This is a genomic window from Roseomonas sp. CAU 1739 (assembly GCF_039839775.1).
Classification (GTDB): domain Bacteria; phylum Pseudomonadota; class Alphaproteobacteria; order Acetobacterales; family Acetobacteraceae; genus Neoroseomonas.
The window spans coordinates 19,542-34,444 of the sequence record NZ_JBDOQQ010000014.1 but is presented as its reverse complement, the minus strand read 5'-3'; the positions used below and the strand labels follow the sequence as shown (position 1 = coordinate 34,444).

General features: G+C 72.1%; 12 protein-coding genes. 6 read left to right on the top strand and 6 right to left on the bottom strand.

The window, feature by feature from the left end:
* The first annotated feature begins 213 nt into the window (after positions 1–213).
* From AAFN86_RS20625 to AAFN86_RS20605, 5 genes are all read left to right on the top strand, one after another.
* Positions 214–1,440: a DNA repair exonuclease gene (locus tag AAFN86_RS20625; protein WP_347545437.1), complete on the top strand. Its 1,227-nt coding sequence runs from the start codon at positions 214–216 to the stop codon at positions 1,438–1,440.
* Positions 1,437–4,967, top strand: a complete 3,531-nt coding sequence (locus tag AAFN86_RS20620; protein WP_347545436.1) for an AAA family ATPase — start codon at positions 1,437–1,439, stop codon at positions 4,965–4,967. Before AAFN86_RS20625 ends, AAFN86_RS20620 begins: the two co-directional genes overlap by 4 nt.
* A gap of 292 nt (positions 4,968–5,259) precedes the next feature.
* Positions 5,260–5,466 carry a cold-shock protein gene (locus AAFN86_RS20615; RefSeq protein WP_347545435.1) on the top strand — a complete coding sequence of 69 codons (207 nt, stop codon included), beginning with the start codon at positions 5,260–5,262 and terminating at the stop codon, positions 5,464–5,466.
* 241 nt (positions 5,467–5,707) lie between these two features.
* Positions 5,708–6,163: a DUF6481 family protein gene (locus tag AAFN86_RS20610; RefSeq protein WP_347545434.1), complete on the top strand. Its 456-nt coding sequence runs from the start codon at positions 5,708–5,710 to the stop codon at positions 6,161–6,163.
* Positions 6,164–6,237: 74 nt separating this feature from the next.
* Positions 6,238–6,423 (top strand): hypothetical protein, encoded by a 186-nt coding sequence (locus AAFN86_RS20605; protein WP_347545433.1) that lies wholly within the window; start codon positions 6,238–6,240, stop codon positions 6,421–6,423.
* A 57-nt stretch (positions 6,424–6,480) separates the two neighbouring features.
* Here AAFN86_RS20605 and AAFN86_RS20600 read toward each other — a convergent pair whose 3' ends face one another.
* The 6 genes from AAFN86_RS20600 to AAFN86_RS20575 all read right to left on the bottom strand — a co-directional run bounded on the left by AAFN86_RS20600 (position 6,481) and on the right by AAFN86_RS20575 (position 12,392).
* Positions 6,481–7,983, bottom strand: coding sequence for a sulfite reductase subunit alpha (locus AAFN86_RS20600; protein ID WP_347545432.1), 1,503 nt, complete (start codon positions 7,981–7,983; stop codon positions 6,481–6,483).
* Positions 7,984–7,997: 14 nt separating this feature from the next.
* A complete protein-coding gene (locus tag AAFN86_RS20595; RefSeq protein ID WP_347545431.1) occupies positions 7,998–8,987 on the bottom strand; it encodes an FAD:protein FMN transferase in 990 nt (329 codons plus the stop codon).
* A 34-nt stretch (positions 8,988–9,021) separates the two neighbouring features.
* Entirely contained in the window at positions 9,022–9,828 is an 807-nt protein-coding gene (locus AAFN86_RS20590; RefSeq protein ID WP_347545430.1) for a DUF4198 domain-containing protein, read from the bottom strand.
* 16 nt (positions 9,829–9,844) lie between these two features.
* A complete protein-coding gene (locus AAFN86_RS20585) occupies positions 9,845–10,369 on the bottom strand; it encodes a DUF2271 domain-containing protein (RefSeq protein ID WP_347545429.1) in 525 nt (174 codons plus the stop codon).
* A gap of 12 nt (positions 10,370–10,381) precedes the next feature.
* Positions 10,382–11,074, bottom strand: coding sequence for a PepSY-associated TM helix domain-containing protein (locus AAFN86_RS20580; RefSeq protein WP_347545428.1), 693 nt, complete (start codon positions 11,072–11,074; stop codon positions 10,382–10,384).
* A 196-nt stretch (positions 11,075–11,270) separates the two neighbouring features.
* Positions 11,271–12,392, bottom strand: coding sequence for an alpha-hydroxy acid oxidase (locus tag AAFN86_RS20575; protein ID WP_347545427.1), 1,122 nt, complete (start codon positions 12,390–12,392; stop codon positions 11,271–11,273).
* A 188-nt stretch (positions 12,393–12,580) separates the two neighbouring features.
* Between AAFN86_RS20575 and AAFN86_RS20570 the strand changes: the two genes are divergently transcribed.
* Complete coding sequence (locus AAFN86_RS20570) at positions 12,581–14,824, top strand: TonB-dependent siderophore receptor (protein WP_347545426.1); 2,244 nt, start codon at positions 12,581–12,583, stop codon at positions 14,822–14,824.
* The last annotated feature ends 79 nt before the right edge of the window (positions 14,825–14,903 follow it).

Here is a 14,903-nt window from a genome sequence, read left to right as displayed (position 1 = left end):
CGGTACCGCGCTCGGCCGCTTCATCGGCGCCCCGTTCCTGCGCGTCGGGGATGCGCCACCGGGGATACCTCCGTCGATGGCCGCGCAGCCGAGGGCGATGCCGCCGGTATCCGCGTCCGACGCATGGAAGGTGGTCGGGCCGGGGCGCGCGCTCCCCGCCCGCGGGCCGTCGCCCATTTCCAACTGCCGGGCATCCGGTATTCTCGCCGACGCATGAAATTCCTCCACGCCGCCGACATCCATCTGGACAGCCCCCTGTCCGGCCTTCATGCGCGAGCGGACCTGCCGGCCGACATCATCGCCCACTGCACGCGTCGCGCCTTCTCCGCGATGGTCGATCTCGCGCTGGCCGAGGACGTCGCCTTCGTCGTGATCGCCGGCGACCTCTACGACGGCAACTGGAAGGATTTCTCCACCGGCCTGTTCTTCGCGGCGGAGATGCAACGGCTCGACCGGCCATGTTTCCTGTTGCGCGGCAACCACGACGCCCGCTCGGTCATCACGCGCAGCCTCCGCGCGCCGACCAATGTGCGCGAATTCTCCTCGCGCACCTGCGAAACCATCCAGCTTCCCGAGCTTGGCGTCGCCCTGCATGGACATTCCTTCCCCAACCGCGCGGTGCCGGAGGATCTCTCCGCCGGCTATCGCGATGCCGTCCCCGGCATGCTCAACATCGGCGTCCTGCACACCTCGGCCGAGGATCCCGGCGAGCACGAAACCTACGCGCCGTGCCAGGTCGAGAGTCTTCGCCTGAAGGGCTACGACTACTGGGCCCTGGGCCACATCCATGCGCGCCGTATCCTGTCCGAGCGCCCCTGGATCGTCTTCCCCGGCAATCTCCAGGGCCGTCACGCGCGGGAGTCCGGTCCCAAGGGCTGCTCGCTGGTAACGGTGGAGGACGGCCAGGTCGTCGCGGTCGAACACCGCAGCGTCGATGTGCTGCGCTGGGCGATGCTCGACGTCGATGCGGAAGGCGCCGATGTCGCGATGCTCACCGAACGCATCGCACAGGCCACGGCGGCGGCGGTCGCGGCGGCGGATGACCGCCCGCTGCTCGCGCGGCTGAGCCTCGCCGGCGCCACCGCGCTGCATGGCCGGCTGGTCGGCGACACCGACCAGCTCGCCGCCGAGTGCCGCGCCGCCGCGATCGAGGCCGGCGGCGCGCTGTGGGTTGAAGCGGTCCGGGTGCGCACGCGGCCGCTGCGCGTCGCGGCGGATGATGCGCTGCTGCCGCTGCGCGCCGCCTTCGACGCGGGCCTCGACGATGAGGACTTGGCGCGCGGCGTGCTGGCCGACATGCAGGCCATCCGCGAGAAACTGCCCGCGGTCGCGCAGGCGGATCTGGACCTGCCTACCGATGCCGGGGCGCTGGGCGCCCTCGCCACCGATGCCTGGGAGATCGTGGCGGCAGCGATCGCCGCGGCGGACCCGCGCACATGAGGCTGCGCCGCCTCGACCTGCTGCGCTACGGGCATCTGAGCGATGTCGCGCTCGATTTCCCGGCGGATGCGCCGCTGTGCGTCGTGGCCGGCCGGAACGAGGCCGGCAAGTCCACGGCACTGGCGGCGATCTCGGATGCGCTGTTCGGCTTCCCCGAGCGCACCCCGTTCGGCTTCCTTCACGAAGGGTCGCAGTTGCGGGTCGGGTTCACCCTGGCGGCCCGCGACGGTGGCGAGACCGCCTTCCTGCGCCGGAAGGGCCGGCGCGACACCTTGCGGGATGCCGAGGACCAGCCGGTGCCGGAGGCCGTGCTGGCGCGCTTCCTCGGTGGCATCGGGCGCAAGCCCTTCGAGGCGCGCTTCGGCCTGAACGGCGCCCGCCTGCGCGAAGGGGCCCAGGACCTGCTGCTGAGCGGCGGCGAGGCCGGCGAGAGCATCCTCGCCGGCATGGGACTGATGCATCTGCGCACCGCGCTCGCACGGTTGGACGAGGAGGCGAAGTCGCTGTTCGGCGACGGACGCGGCAGGCGCCGCCTGTCCGCCGCCATCGACACCTGGCGCACCGCCCAGGCCGCCGCCGAGGAGGCCTCGGTCCGGCCCCGCGACTGGGAACAGGCCACCGAGGACCACGCCCGCACGGTCGCCAGGCTGGCGGAGCTGCGGGACACGCTGCGCGCGCTGACGGCGGAGGCGCGTCGCCTCGAGCGATTCCGCCGTGTCAGGCTGCCGCTGGCGGAACTGCAGGCGGCCCGCCACGGTCTCGCGGCGGTGGCCGACGCCCCCCGGCTGCCCGCCGATGCCGAGGCGGTGCTGCGCCGCGCCGCGGATGAACGTCGCATCGCGCGGCTGGATGCCGAGCGGGAAGCGGCGGATATCGCCCGCCTGGATGCGGCGCGGGCGGCGTTGCCGCAGGACCCGGCGGTGCTGGACCTGCAGGATGAGATCGACGCGCTGGCCGAACGCCGGCCCATCGCCGGGCAGGCGGCGCAGGACCTGCCGGGCGTGCATGCCGGCATCCTGGCGTTGCGCGCGGCGGTTGCCGATGCCGCCCGGGACCTCGGGATCGCCACGCCGCCCGAGGCGCTGCGCGACAGCGTTCCGCCCGACAGCCTGCGGCGGCGCGCGCACGCGCTGATCCGCCAGCGCGCCGCCCTGGCCGCGCAGGCCGGTGCCGCGGCCGAGGCCCTGGCCGCCGCCCGCCGGCGCCATGAGGCGGCGACCGCCGAGTTGGACCGGATGCCGGTGCCGCCCTCGCCGGCGCCGTTGCGTCGGGCGATCGAGGCCGTCCGGGCGGAAGGGCCGCTCGACCTCGACCTCGGCCGGGCCGAACGCGCCCTGGCCGGCGCCGCGCAGGCCACGCAGGCGGCGCTGGCCGCCCTGCCGCTGTGGGCCGGCGACGCGGCGGCCCTGGTTGCCTGCGCCGTGCCGCTGCAGGCGGAAACCGAGGCGGTAGCCGCGCGGCTGGCCGCCTCGGCTCAGGCCCAGGCGGCGGCACGCCAGTCGGCCGCCGACCTGGCCACCGCCATCGCCCAGCTCGACGAGGAGATCGCCGAACTGGCGCGCGGCGAGACCGTGGCGACCCGCGACGCCGTCGCGGCCGCCCGCGCGTTGCGCGACCGTAGCTGGGGGCTGATCCGTGGTGCCCTGGATGGCGCCGCGGCACCGCCCGTTGCGCAGCAGCGTGCCGACCTGCCGGACGGCCCGCTGGCCGATGTCTTCGAGACGCTGCGCGACGAGGCCGACAGGATCGCCGACCAGCGCGCGGACGACGCGCAGCGCGTCGCCGACTACCAGGCCCGGACCGCGCGACGGGCCGTTCTGCTTGGGCGCAGGGCGGAGGCAGAGGCGGCCTTGGCGGACGCCATCGCGGGCATGGCCGCCGCGGAGGCCGCGTGGCAGGCGCTGTGGTCCCCGGCGGGGCTCGAACCGCAGGGCCCGGCGGCCATGGTGGAATGGCGCCGCGCCCGATCCGAGGTGCTGCGGCTGCTGGATGCCGAGCATCTGTCGCGCCAGCGGCGCGACGAACTGGCGGACCGGCGCGAACGGGCGCGCGCGGCCCTGATGGCGATGCTGCCCGCGGCCGAACCGACCGACACCGTCGCGGGTGTGCTGACGAAGGCGGATACCGCCTGCCTGGACGCGGAGGCCGCCGTGCTGGCGCGCCAGCGGCTTGCCGACAGGGTCCGCCAGGATGGCGAACGCCTGCCGGAACTGCGCGACGCGGCGGACGCTGCCGCCACGAAGCTCGAAGCCTCCGGCGCCGAGTGGCGATCGGTCGCCGCGGCCCTTGGCCTGGATGCGCAGGCCGGCGGGGAGGCCGTTGAATCGGCACTGACCGCCTGGATGCGCATCGCCGAGGCTGCCGAGGCCTGGCGTCGGGACGAAAGCCGCATTGCGCGGATGGAGCAGGAGACCGGCCGTTTCGCCCGGCAGACGCAGGACCTCCTGGCGCGCCTGTCGGAGCCGGCGTCCGATGCGCCCGCCGCTTTCGCATGCGGCAGGCTGGCCGGCCGGCTGGCCGACGCGCGCAAGGCGCGCGACGAGGCGCTGGCCCTGTCCCGGCGCATCGCCGAGCGCGATGCGGCACGGGCCGCGGCCACGCAGCGCCTGCTCGCGGCCGAACGGGTGCTGGAGGATTTGCGCGCCAGCGCCGGTGCCGGCGATGACCAGGCGCTTGAGGCCGCGATCGCGCGCGCCCGCCAGCGCGACGCCCTGGTGACCGGGATCGACCGCCTCGAAACCCTCGTCCTGGAGCAGGGGGATGGGCTGGGCGAGGAGGCCTTGCGCACCGAGGCCGCAGGCATCGATGCGGATGCCGTGCCGGCGCGCCTGGCGGAAATCGAAGCGGAGCACGCCGCGCTGGGCGATGAGCGGGATCGCCTCGGCACGGCCCGTGCCGAGGCGGAGGCCCGGCTGGCGCGGATGCGTGCCGGCCAGGATGCCGCGGGCCGAGCGCAGGAGGCGGAGACCGCGCTCGCCGATGCCCGCGACGCAGCCGAGCGATATGGCCGGGTGCATCTCGCCCGCGTCCTGCTGCGCGCCGGGATCGAACGGTTCCGGGCCGAACAGCAGGGACCGCTGCTGCGCGGCGCGGGGGAGCATTTCGCGCGCCTCACGGCCGGCCGCTATGCGCGGCTCGGTGTGGACGAGGATGCCACCGGGCGCACCATCCTGCGCGCGGTGCGGGAGGATGGCCTGGAATGCCCGGTCGAGTCGCTCAGCGAGGGCACGCGCGACCAGCTCTACCTGGCGCTGCGCATCGCGGCGGTCCAGGACCACGCCCGGCATGCCGAGCCGCTGCCCTTCATCGCCGACGACCTGCTGGTGCATTTCGACGACACCCGCGCCGATGCGGCGCTCACGGTGCTCAGCGACCTCGGGCGCGCCACCCAGGTCGTGCTGTTCACGCATCACGAGCACATCGTCGAATTGGCCCGGCGGCAGCCCGGCGCGGCGATACGGCGCCTGCCGGAGGGCTTCGGTGGGTTGGTCGCGCAGGGCGCCGGGCGGGCCGCGGTCTCCCCGTGACCTGGGTGATCGACGCAAGGCCAGGCCCGGTGGCACGGCGTCGCGGCCCCCGGCACGCAAGGGTTGCCGATGGCGCGGGAACCGCCGCGGTCCGGCGCCCGCACCCCGCGACCATGGCTTCTCCTTGCTATTTCGGCCGGCTTATACTAGTTTCTGCACGTCAGCCTTGTTTGGTTCGGCCTGCTCTCCGAGCTCGTGATCGAGCGCCGAGGCCGCTGACCGCTCCCTAAAGAAGATTGATCCAGCATGCGGTTTCGCATGCTGGCACCGCATGTTTGAACGGAGCTTCCCCATGTCCATCGGCACCATCAAGTGGTTCAACGCCACGAAGGGCTATGGCTTCATCCAGCCCGATGACGGCACCAAGGACGTGTTCCTGCACATTTCCGACGTCGAGCGTTCGGGCATCGGCACGCCGCAGGAAGGCGACAAGATCGAATTCGACATCCAGAAGGGTCAGCAGGGCAAGATGTCCGCGACCAATCTGCGTCGGGCCTGACAGCCGTCTGCGCGACGCTGGCGGCGCCGTCCACCCGGACGGGGCCGCCAGCACCCGCAGGCAGGCATCGCGACATGCGCGGCGCGGGACCCGTCCCGGCGCGCAACGGCATCACCGCCGCGGCGGTGATGGTCCGGCGTCCACGCCGGACACCGGCCCGCCGGGACCCACCCGGCCGCGCCGGGCATCCCCCACCGGGATGGCAACGGCCACCCCCAACGCAGGACAGCAGTAAGCAACGATGCAAGGTATGAAGCGCGACGACTTCAACGACCGCCGCAAGACCGCGGAAAGCGCGCGCAACGCGCTGCTGGAGCGCTTCCGCGCACAGCCCCGCCCCGATGACCCCGTGGTGCAGGAGCGCCTCGCCGCACAGCGCGCCGTTGCCGAGGCCCGCGAGCAGCGCCGTGCCGACCGCGAGGCCGAACGCGCCGCGCAGGCCGTGGCCGCCGCCGCCGAGGCCGCGCGCCTGGTCGCCGAGGAAGCCGCACGCCAGGCCGAGCTCGCCCGCCTGGCCGCCGAGGAAGCGCAGCGGGTCGCCGAAGCCGCACGCCAGGCCGCCGCTGCGTCCATGGAACAGGAGGAGCGCGCCGCCCTTCTCGATGCCGAGAAGAAGGCCCGCGCCCTGGCGCTCGCCGCCGAACAGAAGGCCATGCGCGACGCGCGCTACGCCGCCCGCAAGGCGCGCCGCGGGTAACACCGCCGGCCAGCCTGGCACCCGCACTTCATCGAGGCGGCCGCATCGCGGCCGCCGACTGAGAGGATACCCTCATGGCGATCCCAGCCCTCCAGCCCACGGCCCCGAAATCGGAAGCCGAGATCGATGAAGAAGTCGCGTCCCTGGCCAAGCGGCATCGCATCTCGCCGGCCATCGTGCGTGAGATCATGCGGCGCGCGGGTGCGACGGACCGCACGCTGATCGAACGCGAGATCGCCAAGGGCAAGGCGCGCCGCTGACCTCGCGCCCCGGCCAGGTGGATCACCTGACCGGGTAACCCGCCACCCGGCCGCGGCTCAGTAGACGTCGCGCCGGTATCGTCCCTCCGCCGCCAGGGCCTCGAGACCCTCCACGCCCAGCGCCTCCTGCAGCACGGCGTGCATGCCGGGCGCCATGCCCTGCAGGCTGCCGCAGACCAGGATGACCGCGCCGTCGGCGATCCATCGCCGCAACGCGGGTTCCGCGGCCCGTAGCGCGTCCTGCACATACCGTCCCGGTCCGTCGCGCGAGAAGGCGAGGTCCAGCCGCGCCAGGTCGCCCGCGGCAAGCCAGCCCTCGATCTCCTCGCCGCACAGGAAATCCCGCGCGCTGCTGCGTTCGCCGAACAGCAGCCAGTTCCGTCGGCGCCCGGCGCGCCGCCGTGCCTGCAGATGCGCCCGCAGGCCGGCGATGCCGGTGCCATTGCCGATCAGGATCATCGGCACGTCCTGGTCCGGTGCGCGGAAGGCGGGATTCGGGCGCAGCCGCAGCGTGACCTCGCCGCCGATCGGGACATGCGCCGTCAGCCAACCGGAACCGAGGCCGATCTCGCCGTCGGCGCCGCGCACCTGGCGCACCAGCAGTTCGAGCCGACCGGCCTCCGGAATGGAGGCGATGGAATAGTCGCGGCGGGGCAGCGGCGGCAGCCGCGCGAGCAGCGCCGCCGGCGCCAGGCCGGTCAGGCCCGAGGCGTCCGCAGGCAGGCGCCGGGTCGCCAGCGCCTCGGACAGCGCCGGGCTGCCGCCACCGCCGAGCCCGAGGGCGGCAAGCAGTCCCTGCACCGCCCGCGGCGGATTGCACGGCGCCAGCACCGCGATGTCGCCGGCCTGCCAGCACGGCTGGCCCGCCAAAGGTTCGAAGGCCAGCCGGAACACCGGGGCGCCAAGCCCATCGGGGTTCAGCACGCAGCGCTCAACCAGCCTCCAGGGCGCGAAATCCTCGGCAAGGGCAAGGATGGTGCTGGCCGGCGTGGTGCCGGCCAGTCCCTCGACTTGCGCCTGCCAGTGGTCCAGCGCCTCGACCGCGCCGCCATCGACTTCGATGCGGTCGAACAGCGGCGTGGCGCCCTGGGCCTGAAGCCAGGCATCCAGGCGCCGGCCGAAATCGCAATACCGCGCATAGTCGCTGTCACCGAGCGCGAGCAGCCCGTAATCCAGCCCCGACAGGGCTGCCGGCCCGCCCATCACCCGGCGCACGAAGCGCGCGGCGCTGTCGGGGGCATCGCCCTCGCCGGTGGTGCTGATCAGGAACAGCGCGCGGCGTGCCGAGGCCAGCGCATCCGCATCCAGACCATCCACGCCGCTGACCCGCACCGGCACTGCGCCGGCCCGCAGCACCGCCGCGGTGCGCTGCGCGAGTTCCTCGGCGAAGCCGGTCTGGCTGGCATAGGCGACCAGTATCGGCGGCGCGCCGGCCGCAACGGCCGCTGGCGCGGCGGGCCGGCGGCGGCGTGCGGCACGCCAGGCGATCAGCCCGCACAAGGCGGCATAGGCGGCCAGCACGGCCAGGGCGGCGAGCAGCCGTCCGCTTTCCGGCGACATCGTCGGTTCCATGTTCAGTCGAGCATGGCGGCGAGCGCGGGCGACATATGTTCGGCAATGCGCCCGGCGGCGTCGCGCGCCACGACCAGTGCCGCGATGCCGTGGCGCGTCGCGTGGTCGAGCCCCGCCGGCAACCCAAGCACCGCCAGCGCGGTCGCCAGCGCATCGGCCTGCATGCAACGCCGATGCAGCACCGTGACGGCGACGACATCCGGCGCGATCGGCCAACCGCTGCGCGGGTCGATCGTATGCCCGTAGGTCACGCCGCCATGGACGAAGTTGCGCCGATAATCGCCCGAGGTGGCGACGGCGAGGTCGTGCAGCGCGACCAGATAGCCTGGCGCCTGGTCCGGCACCGGTCGCTCCAGCGCCACCCACCAGGGCGAGCCGTCCGGCTTCACGCCGCGCCCGCGCAACTCGCCGCCGATCTCGACGAGGTAGCAGGTGACGCCTGCCGCCTCGAGACCGTCCGCGACAAGGTCCACCGCATGGCCCTTGGCGATGCCACTGAGGTCGAGCGCCACGCCACCGGGCTGGCGCAATCCGCCGGCCGCATCGATGGCCAGTTGCCGCCAGCCGACCCGGCCAAGGGCTTCGGCCATCGCACCCTGTGGCGGCGGTCCTTCATGAATGGTCGGCACCGCGCCGAAGCCCCACAGATCGACCAGCGGGCCGATCGTCGGGTCGAAGGCGCCGCCGCTCGCCGCGGCGGTCGCCAGCGCGCACTCCAGCACGCCGCGGAACCCGGGCGGCAGCACCATCGTGCCGCCGGCGGGCAGGCGGTTGAAGCGGCTCAGCGCGGAATCGGCGCGCCAGCCGCTCATCTCCGAGATCACCCGGTCGAGCCGCCTCTCGATCTCCGCGCGCAGCCGACCGGCATCGCCGCCGGCGACGCAACGCACCGACCAGCTCGTGCCCATCGTCGCGCCGTCCAGCACTTGAACAGGCAGGCCGCGCGGCGGCGACGGCGGCGCGAAGGCCGTCGGTATCAGGACCTTATGCATGGCCGGCCGTGTCAGCGTCGCACCGGCCCCGCGATCACGGCAGCACCTCGAGCGTGGCGATGTAGCTCGCATTGCGCTGCACGTTCGGCAGGCCGGAATTGGTGTCGCGCACCGCGGCTTCCAGCCAGTACATGCCCGGCCCCGGCCAGGTGACGGTGAAGGTGCCGTCCTCGGCGGTCTGGATCTTCATGTCGCCGAGCCGGTCGCGGTAGCGATTGCCGCCCGGTACGACCTCGACCTCCACCCCGCCGGCCGGCTTGCCGTCGAGCACGAGGCGGAAGCGCGCGGGCTCGCCCGCGACCAGGTCGTTGGGATGGGTGATCGGCACCATCTCCAGCCCCTCGTTGATCGGCTGCAGCACGCGGTCGGTGGGAGCGCCGCGGGTCACGAAGAACTCGATGCGGCGCTGGCCGAGGGTGACGCGCAGATTCTCGGCATTGGCCGGTACGGCGGCGGCCATCGCCTCACGCGTGCCGCGCCAGCGGCGGGTCTGGCCATTTTCCCGCCAGGAGGCGCTGAAGCCCCCACCGGCAACGGCGATGCGATAGGTGCCGGGCACCGTCAGGCGCACGTCGAAGGTGCTGCGATACCGTCCGCGCGCCTGGTTCGCCGCCTCGCCGGGCGACCCGTCCGGGGTCATCACCGTCAGGCCGTCCAGCTGCATCGGGAAATGCTCGAAATAGAACAGGTCGTTGGACACCGCGGCATCGACGGTGATCCACGGATCCTCGCCCGATAGCACGGTCGCCGAGGGCAGCATCCAGGCACGGTGGGCGACCGCCGTGACCGGCACGGCGAGCATTGCGGCGAGTGCCAAGCGCTGCAGGGCGCGGATGTTCATGCGGATCTCCTTCATGTCAGGGCGTCAGCTGGACGGTGATGGCGCCGAGTTCGTGGCTGCCCTGCGCCGCGCCGGTCTGCGGCGCGGCCGGCGGCCACTGGAACGGCACGCGCAGCATCTCGCGGCCGCCGACCTCGCGCGCCGCCTCGACGACCAGGTTGTATTGGCCCGGTTCCAGGGTTGAGAGGCCGCTGCGCGCGGCATCGAAGCGCAGCGTGTGGCGGCCGGGCGCGCGCGTCGCACCCGTCACGCCATCGACCGGCACCTGCAAGGCGCGACCGCCGCGGCGCCACCATTGCCGCAGATCCTTCAGCCACTTCTCGCCTTCGCGGTTGCGCATGCCGAGGTCGTACCAGACCGACAGGTTCGCCGCCGTCTGCTGGTCCGGGCGCTCCACCCAGATCGCGACATAGGGGCGGTGATACTCGGCCACCGGGAGCTGCGGGACCTCGACGGTCACGGCGAGTTCCGGGCCGGCCTGGGCGGCCGCGATGGGCGCCGTGGCGAGTCCCAGCAGGGCCAGGGAGGAGGCGATACGCATGAATATCCTCGGTCAGTGGATGAACAGGATGGCCAGGATCAGTGGCGCGACCACGCCGAGCCCGACCAGTGGCCAGGTGGCCGGCCGCGTGCGCGCGTGGAATTGCAGAAGCACCAAGCCGGTGAGGCAGAAGACCAGGCAGGCGCCGGCGAAGATGTCGATGAACCACGACCAGGCGGCGCCGGTGTTGCGGCCCTTGTGGAGGTCGTTGAGATAGGAGACCCAGCCGCGCGTGGTGACCTCATGCGTCACGAGGCCGCTCTCCCGCTCGATGGTCAGCCAGGCGTCGCCGCCCGGGCGCGGCAGCGGCAGGTAGATCTCATCGGCCGACCATTCGGCGATGCGCTCGCCGGCGGTGACACCGAAGCGCGTGCCGATCCAGTCGCGCAACGGCGGCGGCAGCACGCGCTTCTCCTCGCCGCCCGGCGCCCCCAGGCTGGCCAGCAGATCGGGCGGCATGGTCGCGGTGCGCGTCATGACCTGCGGCGCGCCCTCGATCTCGCCGGCATGGTTCAGCGTGATGCCGGTGGCGGCGAACAGGACCATGCCGATCAGGCTCATGGCCGCGCTGATCCAATGCCAGCGATGCAGATGCTTCAGCCAGAAGCCACGACCGCCGCGCGTGACAGCGCGGCGCGCCGGCAGCCCGGGCGGGGTGGTCGCGTGCAGCGGCCCATCGGCCGGCGTGAAGGCCGTGCGCGTCACGGCCGCGCGGCCGGGGCACGGGTGCCGTGCAGGTCGGATGCTGCCGAAGACGATCGCAAAGCCACGGGAATCCGAAACCCCTCTGCACCGGAGATGGCTGCAGATAATCGCAATTGCGAGTCATTTGCAAATTAACTGACGGCCGTTGGGCGCTCCCACCCTCCGGCGCGCATCCCGGGCGCGTCCTCGCCGCGGCTCATGGCCAATCGGGATGCGCCGGACCCAGCCGGTTCCAGATCACCTGGGGCCCGATATCCGCCAGCCGCGCGCAGCCGGTCAGCACCATCGCCATCTCGAATTCGATGCGCAGCAGGTGCAGCGCATGCGCCACCCCGGCCGGCCCCGCCACGGCCAGGGCGAAGATGGCGGGCCGCCCGATCATCACCGCCGTCGCCCCGAGCGCGAGCGCCTTCAGCACATCCGTCCCACGGCGGATGCCGCCATCCACCAGGATAGGCACCCGCCCGGCCACCACCGCGGCGATGCCGGGCAGCACCGCGATGGTGGGCGGCAGGGTGTCGAGCACGCGCCCGCCATGGTTGGACACGATGATGCCGTCCACGCCTGCGCCGATCGCCCGCTCGGCATCCTGCGGCGCCATGATGCCCTTCACCAGCAGCGGCAGTCTCGTCGCCGCGCGCAGGCGGGCGATGTCGTCCCAGCGCGCGGCGCTGGCCAGGAAGCCGTCGAACAGCAGGCTGGCGCCCAGCGGCGCATGCGCGACGGGGCCCGGGGCAATACCGCGGAGGTGGACCGCCTCGCCAAGGCTGCCAGGCATGACGCCGGCGCGCTGTTCCTGGTTGCGAACCCCGCTGACCGGCGCATCGACCGTGACCACGATCGCCCTGGCCCCCGCCCGTTCCGCCCGCGCGACCAGGGCGTGCGTGAAGGCGCGGTCGTGCTGGATATAGATCTGGAACCAGAAGGGCCCCTTGGTTGCCGCCGCGATCTCCTCGATGGCGATATCGGCCTCGGTGCTGACCACCAGGCCGGAGCCGGCCGCGGTCGCGCCGATGACGGTCGCCACCTCGGCGGCCGGACAGGCGAGGCCGTGATGGGCGACGGGTGCGACCAGCACCGGAAAGTCGAAGCTGTTCCCGAACAGGTCGAGCCGGGTGCTGCCGCCGCGGAGATCCGCCAGCACCCGCCCGTTGAGCTGGATCGCGTCATAGGCATCGCGGTTGCGCCGCATTGTCAGCCCATCCGCCGCGGCGCCGGCGACATAGGCCCAGGCCGCGGGCGAAAGCCGGGCCCGGGCGTGGTCCTCGTAGTCGGCCAGGCAGGTGACGTCGGGCGGGATCGCATGGGCACGGGTCATGGTCGGTTCCTGGTCCCGCGGGCTTCCGATCCGGCGCGCCGCCCCGCGGGAGTGTTGCCAGAATGCAATTCGCCGCAACGCCGGCAACGATGCCTGACGAATCGCAACTCTCTGTATTGATAATGACTCGCATTTGCATATTGTGCGATCACCAACGCAGCGGCGCGAGCCGCCAGGAGATCGCCACCGTGAATACCCAGTCGATCCTTCGGTCCGGACTATCGAGAACCGCCTTCGGCACCAGCCTGGCGGCCGGCTTCGCCCTTGGCGCCGCCGGGCCGGCCGGCGCCCAGACCGCCGAATCGGGCCAACCCGACGCCGCGGTCGCGCTGCCGCAGATCAGCGTGCAGGGCGCCCAGCCGGAGAACACGCTCCAGGGCGCCACCGGCCTTGGCCGCATGCCTGGTCGCATCGAGGACCAGCCGCAGACCATCCAGGTCATCCCGCAGGAGATCATGCGCCAGCAGAGCGTCACCACGCTCGGCGAGGCGCTGCGCAACGTCCCCGGCGTGACGGCCTCGGCCGGCGAAGGCGGCGGCGGCGTCGCCGGCGACCAGCTGCGCATCCGCGGCTTCAATTCGCAGAACGACCTGTATGTCGACGGCATGCGCGACTTCGGCAGCTTCCGCCGGGACGCCTTCACCTTCGAGGAAGTGCAGGCGATCCTCGGCCCGTCGGGCGTGAATTTCGGATCCGGCTCGGCCGGCGGCATCGTCAACGTCAACAGCCGCACGCCGCATCTGGGCAATGCGCTCAACATGGACGTGACGGGCGGCATGAACTGGATGCTGCGCGGCACGGCCGACGCCAATTATCAGATCGGCGAGACCACCGCGCTGCGCATGAACGTGATGTACCAGCAGCAGCGTCTGGTGGACCGGCACATGCCGACCGGCGAACGCTGGGGCATTGCGCCGTCGATCGCCTTCGGCCTCGGCACCGATACGACGCTGACCCTCGAATACCTCTACTACCGCTACGATGAACCGACCGATGCCGGCATCATGGTGGCGACGCGACCGGGCCAGACGGTCGGCCGCCCGGTGTCGGAGTACGGCGTCTCCCGTTCCACCTGGTATGGCAGCAACTTCACCGATCGCGACCAGTCCACGGTCAACCGCCTGACCGCGCGCATCCAGCACCGCGCCAATGACGCGATCACCATCTACAACGACACGCGCGTGGGCGTGCAGGAACGCTACTTCAGCTATTCCATCGCATCCTGCGACGCGACCTGCTCCGCGCGATTGTTCTCCGGCGTCGGCGGCGTGCCGCAATATGCCCTCAGCGGCGGCGGCTCACCCTACGAGTCCTCGACCTGGGGCGTGCAGAACATCACCTCGATGGTGGCGCGCTTCAACACCTGGTCGCTGCGGCATGAGGCGACGCTCGGCCTCGACGCCTGGTACGAGGATTTCGAGCGCACCACCTACGCCTACGGCGCCGACCGGACCGCCTACCGCGGCAACCTCTTCGCGCCGAACAACACGCTGAACTTCGCCTATGGTCCCGGCACCACCGTGTCCTCGAACCGGCGCTCGCAGACCACCCAGATCGCGGCCTTCGCCAGCGATCGCATCTGGTTCACGCCGGAGATCTCGGTGCTCGGCGGCCTGCGCTGGACCCGCCAGCAATCCGACTACACGCAATGGGGCGGCACCAACCCAGTGCAGGATTTCAGCGCGGACAACGCCTTCATCGATCCGCGCGTGTCGCTGATCTGGGAACCGACGCCGCAGTACATGGTCTACGCATCCTACGCGCAGTCCACCTTCGCGCCGGGGTCCAACTGGACGACGCAGCCCGGCCAGGCGACCGCGAACAACTCGAACCTCGAACCCGAGGTGAACACGATCTACGAGGTCGGTGCGCGGGTGAACGTCCTCGAAGGACGCCTCGGCCTGACCGCATCGGTCTATCAGATCGAGAAGAACAACGCGACGGAGACCGATCCGTCCACCGGCACGGTCTTCTCCTCGGGCGACCAGCAGCGCGTCCGCGGCATCGATATCGGCGCGACGGGCCGCATCACCCCGGCCTGGCTGATCAATGCGCGCTACAGCTACATGAACAGCGAGACCACCAGCTCGCTGACGCCCGCCAATGTCGGCAAGCGCGTGGTCTATGTGCCGGAGAACGCCGCCACGCTGTGGACGAGCTACGAGTTCGGCCAGGGCACGCCGTGGAACCTGACGGTCGGTGGAGGCATCGTCTATGGTGGCCAGGCCTTCCTGAACGCCGCGAACACCGCGGAAGTGCCGTACAACTTCTCGCTTGATGCCTTCGTCTCGCATCGCATCAACGACCAGCTGTCGGTGCGCATCAACGGCACCAACCTGACCGACAACCGCAACTACGTCTCGCTGTTCGGCAACCGCGCCGTGCTAGGCCAGGGGCGTGGGGTGATGATGACGGTCTCGACGAACTTCTGAAGCGTCTCGCCTGACTCGAACCATCGGGGCCGACCGCATCCAGGAGATCCGGTCGGCCTCGCCTCGCCTTCGCTTGCGG

Coding starts and splice junctions, on each gene's coding strand:
- AAFN86_RS20625 (WP_347545437.1), top strand. CDS start 214: ATGAAATTCCTCCACGCCGCCGACATCCATCTGGACAGCCCCCTGTCC.
- AAFN86_RS20575 (WP_347545427.1), bottom strand. CDS start 12,392: ATGACCCGTGCCCATGCGATCCCGCCCGACGTCACCTGCCTGGCCGAC.
- AAFN86_RS20585 (WP_347545429.1), bottom strand. CDS start 10,369: ATGCGTATCGCCTCCTCCCTGGCCCTGCTGGGACTCGCCACGGCGCCC.
- AAFN86_RS20620 (WP_347545436.1), top strand. CDS start 1,437: ATGAGGCTGCGCCGCCTCGACCTGCTGCGCTACGGGCATCTGAGCGAT.
- AAFN86_RS20610 (WP_347545434.1), top strand. CDS start 5,708: ATGCAAGGTATGAAGCGCGACGACTTCAACGACCGCCGCAAGACCGCG.
- AAFN86_RS20590 (WP_347545430.1), bottom strand. CDS start 9,828: ATGAACATCCGCGCCCTGCAGCGCTTGGCACTCGCCGCAATGCTCGCC.
- AAFN86_RS20595 (WP_347545431.1), bottom strand. CDS start 8,987: ATGCATAAGGTCCTGATACCGACGGCCTTCGCGCCGCCGTCGCCGCCG.
- AAFN86_RS20600 (WP_347545432.1), bottom strand. CDS start 7,983: ATGTCGCCGGAAAGCGGACGGCTGCTCGCCGCCCTGGCCGTGCTGGCC.
- AAFN86_RS20615 (WP_347545435.1), top strand. CDS start 5,260: ATGTCCATCGGCACCATCAAGTGGTTCAACGCCACGAAGGGCTATGGC.
- AAFN86_RS20605 (WP_347545433.1), top strand. CDS start 6,238: ATGGCGATCCCAGCCCTCCAGCCCACGGCCCCGAAATCGGAAGCCGAG.